20 protein-coding genes and 3 tRNA genes are annotated in these 22379 nt (G+C 44.5%); 12 read left to right on the forward strand and 11 right to left on the reverse strand.

Features of this window, described 5'->3' with window-relative positions; genetic code table 11:
* The first annotated feature begins 57 nt into the window (after nt 1-57).
* The 5 genes from QTN95_RS01535 (at nt 58) to QTN95_RS01555 (ending at nt 3941) form a co-directional block, all read left to right on the forward strand.
* Nucleotides 58-1236 carry a serine hydrolase gene (locus QTN95_RS01535; RefSeq protein WP_331416087.1) on the forward strand — a complete coding sequence of 393 codons (1179 nt, stop codon included), beginning with the start codon at nt 58-60 and terminating at the stop codon, nt 1234-1236.
* Nucleotides 1237-1384: 148 nt separating this feature from the next.
* Entirely contained in the window at nt 1385-1663 is a 279-nt protein-coding gene (ybeD, locus tag QTN95_RS01540; RefSeq protein WP_138973409.1) for a DUF493 family protein YbeD, read from the forward strand.
* Nucleotides 1664-1842: 179 nt separating this feature from the next.
* The gene (gene lipB / locus QTN95_RS01545) at nt 1843-2508 is read left to right on the forward strand and encodes a lipoyl(octanoyl) transferase LipB (RefSeq protein WP_331416088.1); all 666 of its coding nucleotides are present in this window, start codon (nt 1843-1845) and stop codon (nt 2506-2508) included.
* A gap of 7 nt (nt 2509-2515) precedes the next feature.
* On the forward strand, nt 2516-3481 hold the full coding sequence (gene lipA, locus QTN95_RS01550; protein ID WP_331416089.1) for a lipoyl synthase: 966 nt from the start codon (nt 2516-2518) through the stop codon (nt 3479-3481).
* 133 nt (nt 3482-3614) lie between these two features.
* Nucleotides 3615-3941, forward strand: a complete 327-nt coding sequence (locus QTN95_RS01555; RefSeq protein ID WP_138973412.1) for a hypothetical protein — start codon at nt 3615-3617, stop codon at nt 3939-3941.
* Between the two features lie 153 nt (nt 3942-4094).
* Here the strand turns inward: QTN95_RS01555 and glyA are convergent, their stop codons facing one another.
* Nucleotides 4095-5345, reverse strand: a complete 1251-nt coding sequence (gene glyA, locus QTN95_RS01560; protein WP_138973413.1) for a serine hydroxymethyltransferase — start codon at nt 5343-5345, stop codon at nt 4095-4097.
* Nucleotides 5346-5690: 345 nt separating this feature from the next.
* On the opposite strand from glyA, the gene QTN95_RS01565 reads away from it, so the two are divergent.
* A complete protein-coding gene (locus QTN95_RS01565; RefSeq protein WP_331416091.1) occupies nt 5691-6290 on the forward strand; it encodes a YitT family protein in 600 nt (199 codons plus the stop codon).
* Between the two features lie 61 nt (nt 6291-6351).
* On the opposite strand, the gene vexH is transcribed toward QTN95_RS01565, so the two are convergent.
* Together vexH and QTN95_RS01575 are read right to left on the reverse strand one after the other, a co-directional pair.
* Nucleotides 6352-9474, reverse strand: coding sequence for a vibriobactin export RND transporter permease subunit VexH (gene vexH, locus QTN95_RS01570; protein WP_138973415.1), 3123 nt, complete (start codon nt 9472-9474; stop codon nt 6352-6354).
* Nucleotides 9474-10544, reverse strand: a complete 1071-nt coding sequence (locus tag QTN95_RS01575; RefSeq protein ID WP_331416092.1) for an efflux RND transporter periplasmic adaptor subunit — start codon at nt 10542-10544, stop codon at nt 9474-9476. The genes vexH and QTN95_RS01575 overlap by 1 nt, the downstream gene beginning before the upstream one ends.
* A 284-nt stretch (nt 10545-10828) precedes the next feature.
* On the opposite strand from QTN95_RS01575, the gene QTN95_RS01580 reads away from it, so the two are divergent.
* From QTN95_RS01580 to QTN95_RS01590, 3 genes are all read left to right on the forward strand, one after another.
* Nucleotides 10829-10913 (forward strand) — tRNA-Tyr (locus QTN95_RS01580).
* Nucleotides 10914-11017: 104 nt separating this feature from the next.
* Nucleotides 11018-11102: transfer RNA gene (locus QTN95_RS01585), tRNA-Tyr, on the forward strand.
* Between the two features lie 105 nt (nt 11103-11207).
* Nucleotides 11208-11292: transfer RNA gene (locus QTN95_RS01590), tRNA-Tyr, on the forward strand.
* A gap of 154 nt (nt 11293-11446) precedes the next feature.
* On the opposite strand, the gene treC is transcribed toward QTN95_RS01590, so the two are convergent.
* The 5 genes from treC to gmhB form a co-directional block, all read right to left on the reverse strand.
* Nucleotides 11447-13129 carry an alpha,alpha-phosphotrehalase gene (gene treC / locus QTN95_RS01595; RefSeq protein WP_331416093.1) on the reverse strand — a complete coding sequence of 561 codons (1683 nt, stop codon included), beginning with the start codon at nt 13127-13129 and terminating at the stop codon, nt 11447-11449.
* 79 nt (nt 13130-13208) lie between these two features.
* Nucleotides 13209-14633 carry a PTS trehalose transporter subunit IIBC gene (gene treB / locus QTN95_RS01600; RefSeq protein ID WP_331416094.1) on the reverse strand — a complete coding sequence of 475 codons (1425 nt, stop codon included), beginning with the start codon at nt 14631-14633 and terminating at the stop codon, nt 13209-13211.
* 199 nt (nt 14634-14832) lie between these two features.
* Complete coding sequence (gene treR / locus QTN95_RS01605) at nt 14833-15780, reverse strand: trehalose operon repressor TreR (RefSeq protein ID WP_138973419.1); 948 nt, start codon at nt 15778-15780, stop codon at nt 14833-14835.
* 68 nt (nt 15781-15848) lie between these two features.
* A complete protein-coding gene (locus QTN95_RS01610) occupies nt 15849-16193 on the reverse strand; it encodes an MliC family protein (protein WP_331416095.1) in 345 nt (114 codons plus the stop codon).
* Nucleotides 16194-16235: 42 nt separating this feature from the next.
* The gene (gene gmhB / locus QTN95_RS01615; RefSeq protein WP_331416096.1) at nt 16236-16787 is read right to left on the reverse strand and encodes a D-glycero-beta-D-manno-heptose 1,7-bisphosphate 7-phosphatase; all 552 of its coding nucleotides are present in this window, start codon (nt 16785-16787) and stop codon (nt 16236-16238) included.
* Between the two features lie 223 nt (nt 16788-17010).
* Between gmhB and metN the strand changes: the two genes are divergently transcribed.
* Genes metN through metQ form a run of 3 tightly spaced genes read left to right on the forward strand, consistent with a single transcriptional unit; the run spans nt 17011 to nt 19569 of the window.
* A complete protein-coding gene (gene metN / locus QTN95_RS01620; protein ID WP_331416097.1) occupies nt 17011-18045 on the forward strand; it encodes a methionine ABC transporter ATP-binding protein MetN in 1035 nt (344 codons plus the stop codon).
* A complete protein-coding gene (locus QTN95_RS01625) occupies nt 18035-18712 on the forward strand; it encodes a methionine ABC transporter permease (protein ID WP_269376720.1) in 678 nt (225 codons plus the stop codon). The genes metN and QTN95_RS01625 overlap by 11 nt, the downstream gene beginning before the upstream one ends.
* Nucleotides 18713-18759: 47 nt before the next feature.
* A complete protein-coding gene (gene metQ, locus QTN95_RS01630; protein WP_331416098.1) occupies nt 18760-19569 on the forward strand; it encodes a methionine ABC transporter substrate-binding lipoprotein MetQ in 810 nt (269 codons plus the stop codon).
* 52 nt (nt 19570-19621) lie between these two features.
* On the opposite strand, the gene QTN95_RS21230 is transcribed toward metQ, so the two are convergent.
* The 3 genes from QTN95_RS21230 to QTN95_RS01640 form a co-directional block, all read right to left on the reverse strand.
* The gene (locus QTN95_RS21230) at nt 19622-19816 is read right to left on the reverse strand and encodes a hypothetical protein (protein WP_443088843.1); all 195 of its coding nucleotides are present in this window, start codon (nt 19814-19816) and stop codon (nt 19622-19624) included.
* Between the two features lie 93 nt (nt 19817-19909).
* Entirely contained in the window at nt 19910-20383 is a 474-nt protein-coding gene (locus QTN95_RS21235; RefSeq protein WP_443088844.1) for a substrate-binding periplasmic protein, read from the reverse strand.
* Nucleotides 20384-20601: 218 nt separating this feature from the next.
* Nucleotides 20602-22188, reverse strand: a complete 1587-nt coding sequence (locus QTN95_RS01640) for an AbgT family transporter (RefSeq protein ID WP_331416099.1) — start codon at nt 22186-22188, stop codon at nt 20602-20604.
* Between the last annotated feature and the right edge of the window lie 191 nt (nt 22189-22379).

The raw sequence follows: 22379 nt of genomic DNA on the forward strand, positions 1-22379 counted from the left end.
GTTTGAGAGATTGATTCTGTTAAGATATGGACAGTTAACGATAAACCTGTAGTCAATATGAAAAAAACAACGCTAATTAAATCAGTTTTTGCGTCTTCTATTGCGCTTTCTGCAACCATCGCATCTTCTGCCTTCGCATCACCAATTGTGATGCCAGACGCGCCTCAAATCGCCGCTAAAGGCTACGTTTTGATGGATTATCATTCAGGTAAAGTTTTAGCTGAAAAAGAGATGAATACAAAACTCTCTCCAGCAAGCTTAACGAAAATGATGACCAGCTATGTTATTGGTCAAGAGTTAGAACGCGGTAACATCTCACTGCAAGACGATGTCACCATCAGCAAGAACGCTTGGGCAAAAAACTTCCCTGATTCATCGAAAATGTTCATCGAAGTCGGCACTACCGTAAAAGTAGAAGACCTCAACCGAGGAATCATTATCCAGTCTGGCAATGATGCTTGTGTTGCTATGGCTGAACATATTGCCGGATCTGAAGATGCATTTGTTGATCTAATGAACGCATGGGCTGACACAATTGGTATGAAGGACACACACTTCGCCAACGTTCATGGCCTAGACAACGCGAATCTTTACTCGACACCTTACGATATGGCACTACTTGGTACTGCGCTTATTCGCGACGTACCGGAAGAATACCGTATCTACTCTGAGAAAAAATTCACCTACAACGGCATTACTCAGTACAACCGTAACGGCCTGCTTTGGGATAAAAGCATGAACGTTGATGGTATTAAAACGGGCCACACAAGCAATGCTGGTTACAGCTTAGTAAGCTCTGCAACAGAGGGGAAAATGCGCCTTGTTGCCGTCGTGATGGGGACTAAAGATGCTAACGCTCGTAAATCAGAAAGTAAGAAGTTACTCAGCTACGGCTTCCGATTCTTCGAAACCGTCGCGCCTCACAAAGCAGGTGAAACATTCGTAGAAGAAAAAATCTGGATGGGTAATAAAGACACTGTGGCACTTGGGTTGGATCAAGACACCTATGTGACTTTACCTCGTGGACAAGCGAAAAATCTCAAAGCTAGCTTTATCCTTGAAAAAGAGCTTGAAGCCCCAATAATGAAGGGTGACGTAGTTGGTAAGCTATACTATCAACTAGAAGGTGAAGATATTGCCGAGTACCCACTACTTGCTCTTGAAAACGTAGAACAAGGTAGCCTATTCAGCCGCCTATGGGATTACATTGTCATGCTGTTCAAAAGCTTCTTGTAATCTATGTACTTAGCAAAAAAAAGCCGCCGTTAGCGGCTTTTTTTATTTATCTCAGTAGTGACTAGCGTGAGCCACGTCTTGAGTTCATCTCAGATAGACAGTACTATTCTGCGCTGCGAATAACGACTTTCCAACTTGGAGTTTCAACATGCTGAACATTAACTCAGATGCAAAATTGAGAGACCTGCTTGAGTTCCCTTGTTCTTTCACATACAAGGTAATGGGCTACGCTAAGCCAGAGCTACCAGAAAAGGTTCTTGAAGTCATCCAACGCCATGCTCCAGGTGATTACAGCCCAACAGTAAAACCAAGTGCTAAGGGAAATTACCACTCGGTATCAATCAACATCACTGCAACCTCGATTGAACAGGTTGAAACGCTTTATAAAGAGCTTGGTGAGATTGACATCGTGCGCATGGTGCTATAAAAAATTTGAATACACTCAAATTTTATTGAAAGCAGCGAAAGCTGCTTTCTTTTTAGATATCAATTAGATAAATATCCTGCAAAAACTCTAGGGTTAAAAATGTGTTACTGGCATATAGTTCAATAACCAGAAGCAGTTTATAATCTTTCCACTTTACTAACCGACGATGGAAGAGCGGAATGCAAAACCAGCTTGTTGTGAAACATCTTGGTAGACAGGACTATAAGCCTATCTGGCAAGCGATGCACGATTTCACTGACAATCGAACAGAAGAAACGCCTGATGAAGTATGGCTTGTCGAACACAACCCTGTCTTCACACAAGGACAAGCCGGCAAAGCTGAACACCTGTTGAACACAGGGGATATTCCGGTCGTTCAAAGCGATCGTGGTGGGCAAGTCACCTACCATGGACCCGGACAACTGGTCGCTTATTTTCTTATCAACCTTCGTCGTAAAAAGCTAGGTGTTAGAGAACTCGTTACACATATCGAGAACCTCGTAATCAACACTCTAAAAGCATACAATATCGAATCCGCTGCTCGACCTGATGCCCCTGGTGTCTACGTCGATGGCAAAAAGATTTGTTCCTTAGGGCTTAGAATTCGTAAAGGTTGTTCATTCCACGGCTTGGCACTAAACGTCAACATGGACTTGTCACCTTTCCTACGCATCAACCCATGTGGTTATGCAGGTATGGAGATGGTACAAGTCAGCCAATTAGGTGGGCCTGACGATATCGCTCAAGTTGAGACAAAGCTAGTCGAAGAACTGGTGACTTTACTTGGTTATGACCACGTAGAACTAGATACAGCCGCAAAATCGGCAAGCAACAACGAGAAGTAAGAGAAGCATGAGTAAACCAATCCAAATGGAAAAAGGCGTTAAGTACCGCGACGCTGACAAAATGGCTCTGATCCCGGTAAAGAACATGCCTACCGAGCAGAAAGAAGTTCTTCGTAAGCCAGAATGGATGAAGATCAAACTGCCTTCTGACAGCCAACGTATTCAAGATATCAAATCTGCAATGCGTAAAAACAACCTGCACTCCGTTTGTGAAGAAGCTTCGTGTCCAAATCTAGCAGAATGTTTTAACCACGGAACAGCAACTTTCATGATCCTTGGTGCAATCTGTACTCGTCGTTGCCCGTTTTGTGACGTTGCCCATGGACGTCCACTCGCTCCAGAAAATGATGAGCCAAAGAAACTAGCAAAAACAATCCAAGACATGAAGCTGAAGTATGTGGTGATCACATCGGTAGACCGTGATGATCTTCGTGATGGCGGCGCTCAGCATTTTGCAGACTGTAACCGTGAAATTCGTGCTCTCAACCCTAACATCAAGATTGAAACCTTGGTTCCTGATTTCCGTGGTCGCATGGATATCGCCCTTGAACTTCTTAAAGATAACCCGCCAGATGTCTTCAACCACAACCTTGAAACAGCACCTCGCCTTTATCGTAAAGCGCGTCCAGGAGCGAACTACAAGTGGTCACTGGAGTTATTGAAAAAATTCAAAGAACAGCATCCTAGCATTCCAACTAAGTCTGGTTTGATGATGGGTCTTGGTGAGACGAAAGAAGAGATCATTGAGGTTCTTAAAGACCTTCGTGCACACGGTGTCACTATGCTGACATTGGGTCAATACCTTGCACCAAGCCGCCACCATTTACCTGTTGAACGCTATGTGCCACCATCAGAGTTTGATGAGTTAAAAGAAATTGCTCTAGAGCTTGGTTTCACACATGCAGCATGTGGACCATTTGTGCGCTCTTCGTACCATGCGGATCTTCAAGCTCAAGGTGTAGAAGTTAGCTAAATCAAACCATCTTTTGTTGCAAGGGTCGACATAATAAGTCGACCCTTTTTGTTATCGGTTGTTGAATGAATCACCACACTTCGGTAGGCTTAACCTACAACCATTACTACTAAGCGTATTCCAAGGAACTAGTATGAAAAAGTTTGGACTAGCGGCAATGACTCTGGCGGCCCTGTCTGCTGGCTGTGCTTCAAATACCGAGCAAGACAATTTTCGAGAAGCTTCATTTGAGCTTTGCAATACCGAAGTGGATATCTACTCAGTGAGTGATGACGGTCGCGTACGCATTGTTTGCTCTGACGGTTCTAAATTCGCACTGACGAATGAAAGCACTCTGGAAACGATGCGTGACATTAATATCGACTACTGTGACGGTGAAGGCTTAGGTAAATTCAACGAAAGCAGTAAGTATTACTCGTTCAAATGTAAGTCTGGCACTCTTCTTAGCCTACCTAAGTAACGTAAGTAAATGAACAATAAAAAGGGCCGATGTGACAACATCGGCCCTTTTTGTTTTCTAACTCTATTGGTTCTAGCTCGAGGAAAAGGTGCGGGGTTTACGCTAGTAAATGAGCACCTTTGACAACAAAATAGACCAAGTCAGGCAGAACCATTATGCGTAAACTGGTAGACGCTTACAGATATCGAGCACCTTCGCTTTCGTTGCTGCGATAACTTCCTCATTACCGATGTTATCTAAAACATCACACATCCAGTTTGCTAGCTCTTTTGCGTCTTCTTCAGTGAAACCACGACGCGTGATTGCAGGAGAACCAACGCGGATACCAGACGTTACAAACGGGCTACGAGGGTCATTTGGTACAGAGTTCTTGTTAACTGTGATGTTTGCTGCACCTAGTGCTGCATCTGCATCTTTACCTGTAATATCTTTGTCAATTAGGTCAACAAGGAATAGGTGGTTTTCAGTACCGTTAGAAACGATCTTGTAGCCGCGCTCTTGGAACTGAGCAACCATTGCTTTCGCGTTTTTAACTACGCGAGCTTGGTACTCTTTAAACTCTGGCTCCATCGCTTCTTTGAATGCAACCGCTTTACCAGCGATAACATGCATTAACGGGCCACCTTGGCCACCAGGGAAGACAGCTGAGTTGAGTTTTTTGTACATCTCTTCACCCGCGTTAGACAGGATAAGACCACCACGTGGACCTGCTAGCGTTTTGTGCGTTGTTGTAGTGACAACGTGAGCGTGTGGTACAGGCGTTGGGTATACGCCCGCTGCGATTAAACCTGCAACGTGAGCCATATCGACAAATAGGTACGCGCCTGCTTTATCTGCGATTTGACGCATGCGGGCCCAATCTACGATCTGTGAGTAAGCAGAGAAACCACCGATGATCATCTTCGGTTTGTGTTCTAGAGCAAGTGCTTCCATTTCGTCGTAGTTGATTTGACCAGCTTCGTCGATACCGTAAGGAATAACGTTGTAGTGTTTACCAGAGAAGTTGACTGGAGAACCGTGTGTAAGGTGACCACCGTGCGCTAAGCTCATACCAAGAACAGTATCACCAGGGTTAAGTAGAGCCATGTAAACAGCACTGTTTGCCTGTGAGCCTGAGTGAGGCTGTACGTTTGCGTATTCACAGCCAAATAGCTGACATGCACGATCAATTGCCAGAGATTCAGCTTTATCAACGTACTCACAGCCACCGTAGTAGCGCTTGCCTGGGTAACCTTCAGCGTACTTATTTGTAAGCTGAGAACCTTGCGCTTCCATTACACGTGGACTTGTGTAGTTTTCTGAAGCAATAAGTTCAATGTGTTCTTCCTGGCGAAGAGTTTCTTCTTGAATTGCTGCGAACAGTTCCGCATCGTAATCTGCGATGTTCATATCACGCTTTAGCATCTGTATCTCCTGACTCAGATTGAGACTTTAAATTGCAAAAAAACCGACCTTTGACACTCACGCAAACGTTTGCATCAAGCTAATGACGCGCATTCTACATAATTTGATCTTTGTCATAAAGAGAAAATTTCAGTTTTTCTCATGCAGTTTTTTCATAATGCTTTACAGGGAATCTCATGTTGAGCACTTATCCGAACATTTCGCCAGCTAAGTGTCAATTCCATCCTTTACACCCCGTAAAACGATAATTACATAGGTTTACCTTAAATTTCACTCTCAAGCTACCGAAAACCTATTTTTTTAAATAGTATGCACGCTATTATTTACTTGTTAAATTTCAAATTGATGGAAAAACACTCAAGACGAGAAGATTGGGTCGCAATTTTGACCGGCACCTTTTTAGTCGCCCAAGGCTTCTTTTTCCTCCAATCAGCATCACTGTTGACTGGAGGCACAGCAGGACTGGCACTTTTAGCCAGCCAGATGACCCATTTTTCACTCGGCACTCTGTACTTTATTGCCAACTGTCCATTCTATTTATTAGCATGGAAGCGTTTCGGTACTCGATTTGCAATTAATAGTGCGATTTCTGGTGCTCTTGTGTCACTGATTACTGATCACCTCTATTTAGTCATCAGTCTAGAGACCATCAACCAAGTCTACTGCGCGATCGCCGGAGGCCTTTTGATGGGATTAGGGATGCTGATTCTTTTTCGCCATCGTTCGAGTTTGGGGGGCTTCAATGTGTTGTGCCTGTTCATTCAGGACAAATTCGGCATTTCAGTGGGTAAGTCTCAGCTGGCTATAGATTGTGCGATTCTTTTTGCTTCGTTCTTTTTTGTCTCTCCAGAAGTGATTGGTTTATCGATTCTCGGGGCTGTCGCTCTAAATCTTGTCTTAGCAATGAACCACAAACCAACTCGCTACTCGGTGACTTACGGTTAGTCGTTAACTTCTACTACAAATACAATTAAGCCCGCGATCACTCGCGGGCTTATTGCGTTATTTAGTTCAATTCACCATGTGAGCTTCTCGCTTTCACATCATGGCTTAACTCTTTATTCAGTTCAGCCTCAACATGACCAGGTGATTGTGTGCCTTGCGAAATCAGACGATACATTGCAGGAATGACAAACAAGGTAACAAAGGTCGCAAAGCCCATACCGAAGAATATCACTGTCCCTACCGCAACACGGCTCTCATAACCAGCACCCGTCGAGAGAATCAACGGTATCGCTCCCGCTAATGTGGTGAATGCGGTCATCATAATCGGGCGTAAACGACGCGCAGAGGCATCAAGAATCGCTTTTTCGAACTCAATCCCACGGTCACGCAGTTGGTTAGCGAACTCTACAATCAAAATACCGTTCTTAGTGACCATGCCGATAAGCATAATCATTCCGATCTGGCTGTAGATATTCATTCCCTGCCCCATCAGAAATAGACCAAGAAAACCACCGAATACCCCCATAGGAACCGTAAACATCACCACCAATGGGTTTATAAAGCTTTCAAACTGCGCGGCCAGTACCAGATAAGCGACTAAAAGTGCTAACGCAAACACCAATAGAATGCTCGATTGGTTCTCTTTGTAATCTTTCGATTCCCCAGAATAGCTAACTGAAATATCACTAGGTAGTAGTTCAATCGCTTGCTGGTCAAGGAAATCGAGCGCCTCACCAAGAGTGTAACCGTCCGATAAGTTCGCTGTTATCGTGACCGCTTTTTGCTTGTTGTAGTGAGAGAGTCGAATCGACGAAGCCACTTCTTCAATCTTCGTTACCGCATCAAGCGTAACAAGTTCACCTGATGATGTACGCATGTAGATTTGGCTCAAGTCTGACGCATTGTTAAAGCTATTTTCATCACCACGCAGATAAACATCATACTCTTCACCTCGTTCGACAAAGGTCGTCTCGCTCTTACCGCCCAGCATGATCTCCAAAGTATCGGAAATGTCTTGTACGCTGATCCCTAGTTCAGCCGCACGCTGTTTGTCTACGCTCACCACCAGCTCAGGTGTTTTCTCAGAGTAGTTAATGTCGCTGCCTTCCATATACGGAGAGTCTTCCGCGATCTGCTCCAATTTCTCAGCCCAGGTTTTCAGTTCACTGTAATCGGAACCGCCAAGTACGAATTGAACAGGTTCACTTGACCCCCCTCTAAATCCTGGCATAAATGGGAACACGCGCACATCCGCCATACCAGCCAACGCCTTACGCACTTCACCTAACGCCTGCTGTGCTGTGACTTGGCGATCATTCCAATCTTCCAGAATCATAATAACGAAGCCGGTCTGATCCCCCGCATTGCCGCCAAATGCTGGCGATTGGATACTGAAAGACTTCAGAAAACCTTGCCCAAGCAGAGGCATTAGTCTGTCTTCGACAATGTCCATATTTGCCGCCATGCGATTATAACTGGTCGCATCGGCACCACGAACAAACGCAAAAATTACGCCGCGGTCCTCAGAGGGTGTTAACTGTGCAGGTACTTGTTGCATCAGCCCCCAGCTGCCACCGATACAGGAGACAATAATCAGCGGTGCAGCCCATTGCCATTTCAATGCCCCTTTCAATACTCGACGGTATAGCAACTCCAAACGACCAAATATTTGGTCAATAAACAGATTAAATCGATTCGGTTTGACGTTCGCTTTAAGCAGTTTACTTCCCAAAACAGGTGTCAACGTCAATGCGATGAGCGAAGAAAAAATCACCGACATCGCAAGCAAAACAGAAAACTCAGTAAATAGCAGACCTACCATGCCGTCCATAAAAGAGATAGGCAGGAACACCATAACCAAAACCAACGTGGTAGCTATAACCGCAAAACCCACTTCGCGGGTCCCTTTGTATGCCGCAAGCAATGGCTTTTCACCATTTTCGATATGATGGAAAATGTTCTCTACAACAACGATAGCATCATCGACAACCAGACCAATCGATAGAATCAACGCCATCAAGGTAATCAAGTTAATCGAGAAACCAAAATAGTAAGCCGCGATAAACGATGAAATCAAAGAGACAGGAACGGTTACCGCAGGGATAAGGGTCGCCCTTGCCTGACCAATAAAGATGTAGAGCACTAAGATGACTAAACCACCGGTAATAAACAAGGTGCTGTACACTTCTGCAATCGAGCGTTCAATGAACACTGTCGAATCATAATCGATCGCTAAACGAGTGCCTTGCGGTAGAAACTTCTGGATGTTTTCAACTTCTTGATGAACTAAGTCCGCCACTTCTAGTGGGTTGGCATCTGACTGCGGCACAATCCCCATACTGACGTTAACCACACCATCACTCTTAAAAGTCGAGTTCTCGTTTTCTGCACCTATGTAGACATCAGCAACATCTTTTAGGTAGATAGGTGTGTTATCTGATGCGCGCTTGACCACCAGATACTCAAAATCTTCTGCCTTGTTATAACTACGAGCCGTACGTACCGACATCACAATCTGATCGTTACGCACTTCACCTCCAGGGCTTTCAATATTCTCACTACGAAGAGCGGAAGTAATATCAGAAGTGGTTACGCCTCGGCCTGCCATCTGTTCTGGCTTCAACTTGACGTACATAACTTTGTATAAGCCACCCGAGATATCGACAGAGCTGACACCTGAGATAAGACTGAACCTGTCAATCAATACGCGTTCAACGTAGTCCGTTAACTGAGTTCTATCCATCTCAGAAGAACTGAGGTTGATATAGAGTGAAGCTTCACCTGAACCGTTGTTTTTGAACACAACGGGATCATCCGCTTCATCGGGTAGTGAACGCTGCGCACGGGCAACGGCATCACGAACATCACTCACGCCCGTATTAAGGTCATAACCAAGATCAAAAGTGATGGTAATACGCGACATACTGTTGCGGGTTGTCGACGATATCTCATCAATACCACTGATACCCGACAGTTGGTCTTCTAGTACTGAGGTTATCTGGCTTTCAATAATGGTCGCCGAAGCACCTTCGTAACGAGTACTAATAGAGACAACAGGACTTTCAATGTCCGGCATTTCTCGCACGGCCAGCTTATTAAAGGAAACAATACCGAAAACGCACAACAACAAACTTAAAACAACCGCGGCAACGGGTCGCTTAACTGAAACATCCGACAGCAGCATTAGTTAGCCCCTTCTTGCGGCTTTGCTTTCTCTTTAGGGCGGCCATCGCTACCTAACTCAGAAACCACTACGCCATCACGCATATTCACTATACCCTGCACGACAATTTTGTCGCCAATCGATAATCCTTGCTCTATGACCACTAAATTGTCGACACGAGCGCCCAGCAATACCTCGGTTCGTTTAGCATTGTTGTTTTGATCAATAACATAGACGTAACGCTTAGTGCCCGAATACTCCAGAGCCTGGACTGGAATAATTGGCGCTTCTATAGCAGGAAAGTCCATATTGGCTGATACCAGCATGCCGGGTTTTAGATCTTCGGATGGATTACTAAAGTGAATACGCACTCTAAGATTAAGCGTTTCTTGGTTAATACGAGAGTCAATAGCAACAACTTGTCCCTCAAACACTTTATTCTGCCAAGCAGCCGTAGTCGCCGTCACTTTCATGCCTTCAGAGAGCTGTGACAGGTAACGCTCTGGCACCTGAAGATCCAACTGCATCACGGATAGATTATCCAGTGTGAGTAACGCCTCGCCTGCCGTCACCATTTTTCCGCGACTAAAATCGATAAAACCAACGGTGCCTGCAAACGGGGAGGTGATATGAAGATCTTTAAGGTTTGCGTTGGCCGCATCTAGGCGAGCCTGAGCAATTTCCACACTGGCTTTTTGCGCATCGATCTCTGTCTGCGTAATGGCGTTGCGTTTAACAAGACGCTCGAATTCTTTCAACTTACGTTGTTCATCTTTCAAATACGCTTTTGCCTCAGCGACAGAAGCACGAGCTTTATCATCATTAAGCTGAATGATCATTTGACCTTGACGCACAGCTTGATTCGCTTTGACAGCAATAGTGTCGACTTTTCCGGCGACTTCGGTAGAGATCTCTACCGATTGCTCAGCTTCCAACTTACCGACCAAGACAAGGGACTGAGAGACATTGTGTGTTTGAACAAGCTCAGTGACGACTGTAACTGTCGAAGGTCCTTGCCTCTTTGCATAAGAGAGCGGTGCTGCTGTAAGAATAGACAGAGACAAAAGACTCAAAACAATTTTATTTTTCATAGTGAGATTCTGCATAGATAAACTAGATATATTGTACCCGCTAAAATCCATTATGAACGTCAAGTAATGTAAAGAGCGAGAAATATTCTGTAAGTGAAGCCGTTGATTGTTTGAGCTTTATGCTCATTTCCTAGCTCCTTTGTCCAAAAAGGCATCATTCAATTCAAAAATACAAGAAAAGTCTTTACAGCATTTACGAGTTTGCTATGATGCGCTCCGCACTTGAGCAATGTGTTGGGAAAACATTACTTAAGCTATTCCTTAATGAGAATAGAAAACACCCTGGAGGGGTTCCCGAGTGGCCAAAGGGATCAGACTGTAAATCTGCTGGCACTGCCTTCGATGGTTCGAATCCGTCCCCCTCCACCATATTTCTTCTTGGAATCTGACTTTGGTGAATAACCTTGGGATAGATTGTGAGAAACACTTGATTAACGTGTTGGGAAAACATTAGTTAAGTATAAAAATACCCTGGAGGGGTTCCCGAGTGGCCAAAGGGATCAGACTGTAAATCTGCTGGCACTGCCTTCGATGGTTCGAATCCGTCCCCCTCCACCATATTCTTCTTACACTTAGCCTTACGGTGAATAAACCTCTGGATAAACTGTGAGAAACACTTGATTAACGTGTTGGGAAAACATTAGTTAAGTATAAAAATACCTTGGAGGGGTTCCCGAGTGGCCAAAGGGATCAGACTGTAAATCTGCTGGCACTGCCTTCGATGGTTCGAATCCGTCCCCCTCCACCATATTGAAGAAACCAGCTCATCGAGCTGGTTTTTTTTCGTCTCTACAAAGTCACATCCATCTCTATCTATTAAGAATCCAACAAAAAAACCCCGACAATGCGGGGCAAGTATCAGAACCAATAGGATCTGATGAAGCAAACACGACTAGGGGGTGTTAGCTTTCCACTAAAATAATACGTGTTTCGTAAGGTCTGAGTTTCTGCACCTTGTCTACCTGCGGTCTAAGCTCAGCATAGTTAGCCAACAGGTACCTAGCACGTGACACATCGAAGTTGTCAGGCAAGATACACTCTGTCTCTTGACCATAATAGTTGTTTAGACAGATCAAAGTGGCGGTTTGGGTTTGACGTCGATAACCGAATATCGCTTCATGATTCGGGTAAAGGTCCAGATAATCACCTGTCGTGATCACATCCCACTCTTTACGTAACTCAATCAGCTTGTGATAGAAATAAAAGACCGAGTTTTCGTCCTCTACGGCCGACTTGGCATTCACTTCACGGTAGTTTTCTGCCACTTCTAGCCACGGTGTCGTTTTGGAGAAACCAGCAAACTTATCATCATTCCACTGCATTGGTGTGCGGGAATTGTCGCGAGACTTTTGTGCCAGAATAGCCATCATATCGTCGTGTGAGACGCCTTGCTGATTGACCATAATGTCGTACATATTGGTACTTTCAACATCACGGTACTGATCAATGCGGGTATAGCCAGGATTGGTCATTCCAATCTCTTCGCCTTGATAAATATAAGGCGTCCCCTGCATCATGTGTATTGATGCGCCTAACATTTTTGCGGATTCAACCCGATACAGTTGATCATTACCTAAACGGCTCACCACTCGAGGTTGGTCATGGTTACACCAGAATAGCGCCCCCCACCCTTTGCCATTAAGACCCGTTTGCCAGTGGTTGAAAATTTGTTTTAACTGGATAAAGTCAAAAGGCGCCTTGGTCCACTTTTCTCCATTTGGGTAATCCGCTTTCAAATGGTGGAAGTTGAACACCATCGACAACTCTTTGTTATCTAATGACGAGTATTGCTGACAATGCTCCAGTGTTGTCGAAGACATCTCACCAACGGTAACGCTGCCATACTTTTGAAATACCGCTGAACTGATCTCTCGGAGATATTCATGAACACGAGGACCGTCGGTGTAAAAACGACGTCCATCACCAATATCATCGTTCGGAAAGTCTTGCTGCTTAGAAATCAGGTTAATCACATCAAGACGGAAGCCATCGACCCCTTTTTCAGCCCAGAAGCTGATCACCTGTTTGACTTCAGCGCGAACCTGAGGGTTCTCCCAGTTCAGATCGGCCTGCTGCTGAGCAAATAGATGCAGAAAATACTGTCCCGTTTGTTGATCGAGTTCCCAAGCACTTCCGCCAAATTTTGATTGCCAGTTATTTGGTCGCTCTCCATTAACCGGATCTCGCCAAATATAGTAGTCACGATATGGGCTGTTCTTGTCGCCCAACGCAGACTGGAACCAGTGGTGATCAGTTGAGGTGTGATTCACGACGATATCCATAATGATACGAATACCACGTTGATGGGCTTGCTCAAGCAACTGATCAAAATCGGCCATAGTGCCAAAATCTGAATTAATGGCGTAGTAGTCCGAAATATCATAGCCATTATCAATCATTGGTGACTGGTAAATTGGAGTCAGCCAGATTGCATCGACACCAAGGCGCTTTAGATAGTCGAGCTTAGAAATAATGCCTTGAATATCTCCCGTTCCCTTACTTCCGCTATCACAGAAACTTTTGGGATAAATTTGATAGATCGAAGCGGTTTTCCACCAATTTGGATCTTTAGCCATAGCTGTCATTTCTAAACTCACTTACCAAATAAAAATTGAATCTTTAAAAAAGGAGCGGTGACTGCCCGCTCCTAAATGTATTGCTGAATTACGCGTTCACAGGCTCCAATTCGCCCTTCATTTGTGCGCGCTTATAGAAGAACAGAGTTAACACTGCTGGAAGAGCGATTGCGACGAGCATCGCGACAGCATAAATGCCCCAAAACTGTGGTTGGATTGAGAGAATGCCAGGTAAGCCACCCACACCAATACCATTTGCCATCACGCCAGCGCTACCACAGATTGCCGCGGCAACTGCACTACCAATCATGGCACTAAGCATAGGGAATTTGTATTTAAGGTTAATACCGTACATTGCGGGTTCCGTGACACCTAGGTATGCAGAGATTGCTGCTGGTACCGAGATATCACGCTCGCCATGTTTTTTACTGATGATAATGATTCCAACAACTGCTGAGGCCTGAGCGATGTTTGACAGAGCAATCAAAGGCCAGATAGGGGTACCACCAAGATCTTGCATCAACTGAAGATCCACGGCATTGGTCGTATGGTGAATACCCGTGATAACGAGTGGCGCATAGAGGAAACCAAATACCATTGAACCAATGACTGCAAAGTCACCCGTCATTGCTGCTTTTGCGGCAAAAGCCACACCATCACCCAGAACTCGACCAAATGGACCAATTAGCGAGTGCGCCAGAACCACAGAAACGATAATGGATACAAATGGGACAACAACTAGGTAGAGGTAAGACGGAACAATACGTTTCAAATTGGTTTCGATAAAGGCGAGTGCAACACCTGCTAACATCGCAGGGATAACCTGAGCTTGATAACCCACCTTCTCAATGACAAAGAGGCCGAAGTCCCATGCTTCTGGTACTTGCTTACCAATCAAATACGCATTCATCAATTGAGGAGAGACAAGCGTCACACCCAATGTGATGCCTAAAATCGGTGTACCACCCAGCTTTTTCACCGTAGACCAACACACACCAACGGGAAGGAAGAAGAAAATGGCTTCGCCAATTAACCACAAGAAGCTGTGTACCGTTGCCCAAAATTGACTGATTTCAGTCAGAGTCTGGCCATCAAACATCTTGATGTCACCAATGACATTACGGAAGCCTAAAATTAAACCACCCGTAATAATCGCAGGTAGAAGCGGAACAAAAATTTCAGCTAAATGGGAGATTCCACGTTCTAGGATGTTCATGTTTTGGCGAGCCGCGAGTTTAGCCTCATCTTTCGATGCCGCTTTTTGTCCGGTCAGTTCAATCAGAACTTTATACACTTCATCGACTTCAGTACCGATAACCACTTGAAACTGCCCCGCATTGGTAAAGCAACCTTTTACCATTGGCAGCGCTTCTAATGCTTTCTCATCGGCTTGCTCAGTATTGTTTAGTACAAAGCGAAGACGCGTTAAACAGTGGCTTACGCTCGCGATATTGTCGCGTCCACCGACTAACTCAATCAGACGCTCAACTTCTTGTTTCGCAATCTTACTCATTTCCATGTCCACCCTAATTGGATTCTCATTCATGTCTAAATCAACATCAGACTTACAAACTGACCTGCTTTTATAATTATGGGAATGTTCCCATTTATACTTATTATATTGTCAGATCCAATACTAGATAAAAATGGGAACAGTCCCATTAATTGAATGAGATCACAGTATAATTTTAATTCACTTTGAAAATAATGGCTTAGAGAGCAAGCGGCTGCTGAGTGATATGAACCTGTTTCAGCTCACCATTTATTTGAGAGATCAATAAATTAGCGGCTTTTTCTCCCGCAAGGGAATAACCTGGATCAATGCTAAAGACTTTTGGAAAAAGGAAAGAAAGTAGTTCATTTCCCCCTACCCCTGTCACCACGACATCTTCTCTGTCGAGCTCTTGAAGGCGTTTTATCACACCAAGTGCCAACGTATCACTGGCACAAACAATCGCTTCTGTTCGGGCGTCGAGTACGCTATCAACCAGTAAGTAGGCACTTTCATGATTGAGTTGTCCTGTTTGATAATGGGCTTTAATTGCGTGCTGTTCACACCAATTTAGGTATGCCTCTAAACGTAGCTTTCCCGTTGTTTTATCGCTCGGTGAGACTCCGATAAATGCGATGTGTTGGAGTGACTTTTTCTGCAAATATTCCAGAGCTTTGGTGATCACTTGCGTGTTGTCGTAGTTGATAGAAGAGACTTGATCTGTATCCATGGCAATAACGACTGAGCAGTTTTTCCAGCTCGCCAGCTTGGAAATATCGAAATCGCTAAAGCCAAACACAATAACACCATCTACATTTCGTTTTTTCAGGACATCGAGATGCTCATTGGTTTTCTCGCGATCAAACTGGCTCTCCATAATAACAACATCATAGCCTGCATCGTATAAGGTACTTAGCATGCTGCCGACGGCTTTATTTTCTGATGGCGAATCGAGGCGAGATATGATGACCCCAACCACCTTCTGGCTGCCTCCACGCATGGCTTGTGCAGATTTTGATGGCACATAACCACACTCTTGAATCACCTGCTCAACTTTGGCTCGAGTTTCAGGCTTCACCTTAGGATCATTGGTCAAAACGCGAGACACCGTCGACTTGCCGACACCAGACAGCTTAGCTATATCAAGAATGGTTAATTTTTTGCTCATAGGTTATTGGGTCTAATAGTTAAATGTTAAAAGGAGGCGAACGCCTCCTTAATACTATCCGAACACATTTATTGGCTGATACAATTTTTATACACGACACGCCCTAGCTCTAAGCGAGCTTCACTGCCCTTAGTAAAGAGGGTCACTGGGTTGAGGGTCTGCGCCGTGCCATCATCAAGAATGTATTTTGTCCCTGAGCCAGAAGGAACTTGAACCAGTCTATAGTCATGCTCTGGTAACCTCAGTAATGCCAAAGGTTGATTAGGCATAAAGGCGACTTTGAAGGTTTTATCTGCACTGCACTGATAAAACTCGAAATCACCTTGATAGGCACTATCACGCTCTACAGCATTATAGGAACACGCTGTTAAAACGAGTCCAATCATCGCCGTGAGTAACACTCTAGATTTCATGATTCCCTCCTGACAAGATTACAGCGGACAACCTGATTTTGTTTACTTGACGAGATAGTCTGGTACTTGCTTAATGCTATCGAGTACCACTGAGGCTAACGCTTCACCTTTCTCAGTCACTGGTTTGCCAGTACGAACAAGAATCTTAGTTCCGACACCAGCAGCGTCAGCCGCCATCATGTCTTCCGCCTTATCACCAACCATCACTGAGTTGGCCATATCAATGTTTAAAAAGTCACGAGCAGAGATAAGCATCCCAGGTTTTGGCTTACGACAATCACAATCTTCCTTATATTTACCCTGACCTTGCTCTGCATGGTGAGGGCAGTAATAGATCCCATCTAGCTCAACGCCATTATCAACGAAATTCCAATCCATCCACTGAGTTAGTGATAGAAAACGATCTTCGCTGAACATGCCACGTGCAATACCAGACTGGTTAGTCACAAGGACAAGCAGATAGCCCATCTCTTGGAGCTTTTTCGTCGCTTCAAACACACCTTCAATAAACTCAAAATCGTGTTCGTCATGCACATAGCCGTGGTCAACGTTGATTACGCCATCTCGGTCTAGAAAGACTGCAGGTTTTGCCAAAATATGCTTCTCGTTTTTGCTTTGATTAATAAGAATTATTGCACGCTTTATTTCTTTCATCACTATCTAATTACTAAACGATTGGGCAAAAAATACGTTTAGACGTCTAGACGTAAAAATATCTATTGACACCAATCACGCAAACCCATAGCATCCTCTAGTAAATGAGATGTGGCTCAAAATAATCTTCTGCTGCTCATCCAATCTGATAGTGGGTTTCTCGATGATTGAAATTAATCAAGTTAATAAGGTTTTCTTCCAAGGCACTAAGGAAATTCACGCCTTGAAAGAGATAAACCTTCATATTCCTCAAGGAACAATCTTTGGTGTTATTGGCTCATCAGGAGCAGGGAAAAGTACGCTTATTCGTTGTGTCAACATGCTAGAAGCACCAACGACAGGCTCGATCGTGGTTGATGGCGTGGATCTCACTAAGCTGTCTAAATCTCAGTTGAGTGAAGCTCGTCGTAATATTGGGATGATCTTCCAGCATTTTAATCTGCTGTCGTCACGCTCTGTGTATGACAACGTGGCACTACCGTTAGAGCTCGCGGACAAAGATAAAGCGCATATCAACCAAAAAGTGACTGAGCTACTTAAGTTGGTAGGCCTTGAAGATAAACACGAAAGCTACCCTGCTAACCTTAGCGGTGGTCAAAAGCAGCGTGTTGCCATCGCTCGCGCACTGGCTTGCGATCCTAAAGTACTTTTATGTGATGAAGCCACCAGTGCACTAGATCCAGCGACAACTCAGTCTATTTTAGAGCTGCTCAGAGAGATTAACCGCAAGCTCAACATCACCATTCTCCTGATCACTCACGAGATGGATGTTGTGAAAAGTATTTGCCACCAAGTAGCTATTATTGGGGGTGGTGAATTGGTAGAGAAAGGCAGTGTTGGTGAGATCTTCGCGCACCCTAAAACCGAGCTAGCTCACCAGTTTATTCGTTCAACATTGGATCTTTCTATTCCTGAAGATTACCAAGCTCGTCTACAGGACACGCGCGTTGAGAACAGCTACCCACTAGTGCGTTTAGAGTTTACTGGCGCGACTGTTGATGCACCACTCATGAGCCAGATTGCTCGTAAATTCAATATTGATGTCAGCATTTTGAGTTCCGATCTCGATTACGCTGGCGGCGTTAAGTTTGGCATGATGGTCGCCGAACTGTTCGGCAACGAACAAGACGATAATGCTGCCATTGAATTCCTGCGCGAACACAACGTAAAAGTAGAGGTACTGGGTTATGTCCTTTAATGAAATTTCACAGTGGCTGAACTTAAACAGCAACCTACTTATTGGCGCAACACTTGAAACTCTCTATATGGTCGCTGTCGCTGGTATTGTCGGCTTTGCAATAGGCATCCCGTTAGGTGTTGTTTTACACACGACTAAAAAAGATGGCCTGCTCGAAAACACTAAGCTCAATAGTGCGCTTGGTGCCATCGTAAACATTGGTCGCTCTGTACCATTCCTTGTCTTGATGGTAGCGATCATTCCAGTCACTAAGTTATTAGTGGGAACCTTTATCGGCACAACAGCGGCAATTGTTCCTTTGACCATAGGTGCGATTCCATTTGTCGCTCGTCTTATCGAAGGCGCATTGCTTGAAGTCCCAACGGGACTTGTCGAAGCTGCGCAGTCTATGGGCGCGACACCGTTGCAGATCATCTCAAAGGTATTACTCCCAGAAGCAATGCCAACTATCGTCAACTCCGTCACTATCACGCTAGTCACTCTAGTGAGTTACTCTGCAATGGCGGGAACGGTCGGAGGTGGAGGTTTAGGTGACGTAGCCATTCGCTACGGATTCCACCGCTACGATGTGGTGATCATGGCAGTGACAGTCGTCATGCTCATCGTACTGGTACAAATTATTCAATCTATTGGTGATGCGATTGTGCGTCGCGTCGATCACCGTTAATAATAAATTAAACATTAATCACAGATTTTATTTATAAGGAGATAGTGATGAAATTCAGTCTTAAAGGTATTTTGGCTATCGCTGCAGCAGCGTCTGCACTGGTTCTGGCAGGTTGTGGCGATAAAGAAGCAGACACAAGCAAAATCAAAGTTGGTGTTATGGCTGGTGCTGAAGCACAAGTTGCTGAAGTAGCAGCAAAAGTGGCTAAAGAAAAATTCGGCCTAGAGGTTGAGTTAGTGACTTTCACCGATTACGTAACACCAAATGCAGCGTTGGATGACGGTTCAATCGATATCAATGCATTCCAACATAAACCATACCTTGATCAGCAAGTAGCAGACCGCAGTTACAAACTGACAATTGCGGGTAACACCTTTGTTTACCCGATCGCAGGTTACTCTAAGCAAGTAACATCTGTTGAAGAGATCCAAGATGGCGCTCGTATTGCGGTACCAAACGATCCAACAAACCTTGGTCGTTCTTTACTGCTTCTTGAGCAACAAGGTCTTCTGAAACTTCGCGAAGACGTCGGTCTACTAGCAACGGTTCGTGATATCGTTGAAAACCCAAAAAACATCACAATTGTAGAACTTGATGCAGCTCAGCTACCACGTTCACTTGATGACGTTGCACTTTCAGTGATCAACACTACATACGCGAGCTCAATCAATCTAACACCACAAAAAGACGGTATCTTCGTTGAAGACAAAGAGTCTCCATACGTAAACCTTATCGTCGCTCGTGAAGACAATGTCCAAGCTGAAAACGTACAAAACTTCGTTAAGTCTTACCAAACTGAAGAAGTGTACAACGCAGCATCAGACATCTTCCAAGGTGGTGTAGTTAAAGGCTGGTAATCCACAACTCGCTTAAACATTCGCTAAGGGCTGACGAGATTCGTCAGCCCTTTTATTTTTGTTCCGGCTTTTTGATACGTTCAAAATAGTTATCAATAATGGCTTCATAGCGACCATCTTGTTTCATTTCTCGCAATGCCTCGTCGAATCGCTCTCGCAGCCAAGCATGTTCCCTCAACTTAGAAAAAGCGATATAGCTGGGTGTCGCTTCAATAGGAGGAGAGAGGATTTCTAACACCTTATCCATCCCCTCACTAGCAATGATACTTCGATGTTATTCACCCATATATCTGCCCGTCCGGTTCTCACCAGATGTGCACAGTCGCGAGTATGGTTACGCCTAAAAACCATTTTGAAACGGCTCTGCAAGTAAAGCGTCCATTCTTGCGCCGTAACTCACTCGGTTAACAACGCAGATAGTTGAATTGGATAAATCAGAGGTTAAGAATAAGTCACTAGAGATATTACTGTTTGTCTTCACGACTAAGCTGATGTTTTGTGTGAACAATATCTGGTGACTAAAATCGGCAAACTGTTCTCTTTGTGGATTTTTAAATGCTGTAAAAATTGCATCGGCTCGACCAAATTGGACATTACTTAACGCCCTAGCCCATGGCAATACTTCGATAGAAATTGGAACATTGAGTTGTTTAAATACCGCTTCTACTAATTCGACCGCCACTCCGGAAAGTTCATCTTCGTGACTGACAATATACGGTGGGTATTCAAGGGTAACGAGTTGAATTGGCGCTTCACTACGAACGTTAAAAGCGAGCCCAAAAAACAATGCAGATAACGCGATACGTCGAATCATGAACAAAAAAACTCAAAAGAGTTGAGCGATTCTGTTAAGCGCCGTTTAGCCGCAAGAGATACCACTGTCTGATTTTCATTTAACCTCCGAACTCACTGCTATAGTGGTAAGTAAAGTTCACCGCATTCACTTGTCAACTCGAATTGCACAAATCATCATTGACAAAAAAGCCAGAGCGAATGCTCTGGCTTTGAAATTAACCAATATCTGTATCGTGGTTAAGGTGTGTAATACGTTGCCGCACCTGGACCTACAGGTAGACCCAAGACAAATACCCACACATAGAACAGCAGACTCCAACCTACGATGAAACAAATAGAGTAAGGAAGCATAGTTGCGATAAGTGTACCAATACCTAGATTCTTCATGTAGCGAGTCGCTACGGCTAGGATAAGACCAAAGTAGCTCATCATAGGTGTAATGATATTGGTGGTCGAATCACCGATACGGTATGCAGCTTGAATCGTTTCTGGCGCATAACCCACTAGCATTAGCATTGGAACAAAGATAGGTGCTGTTACTGCCCACTGAGCCGACGCTGAGCCGATCATTAGGTTAATGAAGCCACACATCAAGATGAATGCGAAGAACAACATTGGGCCTGTCAGACCAATATCTTGTAGGAAGTTAGCACCTGCAACAGCAAATACCTGACCAAAGTTAGTCCACTTAAAGAATGCAACAAACTGAGCAGCGAAGAACACCAACACAATGTACATACCCATAGAAGACATCGATTTAGCCATCGCATCGATCACGTCGCGATCCGTCTTCATCGTGCCCGTTACTTTGCCGTAAACAAAGCCTGGGATGGCAAAGAAGACAAAGATAAACGCTACGATACTCTTAAGGAATGGCGAACCAGCAACGGTACCCGCATCTGAACGAAGTACACCATCTGCAGGAACAATCGTCCAAGCAAGAAGCGCCGAAACGACAACAACAGCAAGACCAGCTAATTTAAGACCTTTCTTTTCAATATCCGTCAGTTTACCCATAGAGTCGTTTGACAGATCTTCCGATGCTTCCTCATCACTGTATTTGCCAAGCTTAGGCTCAACAATTTTCTCAGTAACAAACGCACCCATTGCAGCAATAAAGAACGTCGACACAAACATGAAGTACCAGTTAACTTCTGGACCAACTGTATAAGTCGGATCAATCATTTGTGCTGCGGTTTCGGTAATACCAGAAAGTAGCGGGTCAACGGTACCAATCAGTAGGTTCGCAGAGTAACCACCAGAAACACCAGCAAACGCTGCTGCAAGACCAGCAAGAGGGTGACGACCTAAAGAGTGGAATAGCATTGCAGCCAGTGGGATTAGAACCACATAGCCAAGCTCAGACGCGGTATTTGAAATGATACCAGCGAAGACTACCGTTATTGTAACCATGCGCTTTGACGCACCCATTACCATGCCGCGCATTGCAGCTGATAGAAGGCCAGAGTGCTCTGCGATTGCCACACCTAACATAGCAACAAGTACTGTACCTAACGGTGCAAAACCAACAAAGTTTTTAACTAGGTTAGTAACGATCAGTTGGAGACCTTCGGCGTTAAGCAGGCTCACAACATGAATCATACCATCTGCTGCACGGCCCTTAGCGCCTTCTGGGCGAGGGTCCATAACAGAAACTTCAAAGTAACCAGCAATGCCTGATGTAACTAGGATCGCTAAACAGAAGATGGCGAAAAGAGTGATTGGGTGGGGTAAAAGGTTCCCCAAATATTCAACAGTATCAAGAAAGCGTGTAAACAGCGGCTTTTTTGGCGAGTTTTGTTTAATCGAAGCAGATGAACTCATCTGTTCCCTCCTTGTAGTTATTCCTGTGCAAATGTGACAAAAATGTTCCAAATGCCGGCAGAGATTACTCGACAAAACTCTCAATTAGAAATTCAAAATGTTACAAAGTGTGTAACACCCAATTCAATTTAACCAAAAACAAACAAAAAATTAGCAAACGTGGCTAATTTTAAATCAAAATCCAGAATTAT

It is taken from the genome of Vibrio sp. M260112, from assembly GCF_036533775.1.
Classification (GTDB): Bacteria; Pseudomonadota; Gammaproteobacteria; order Enterobacterales; family Vibrionaceae; genus Vibrio.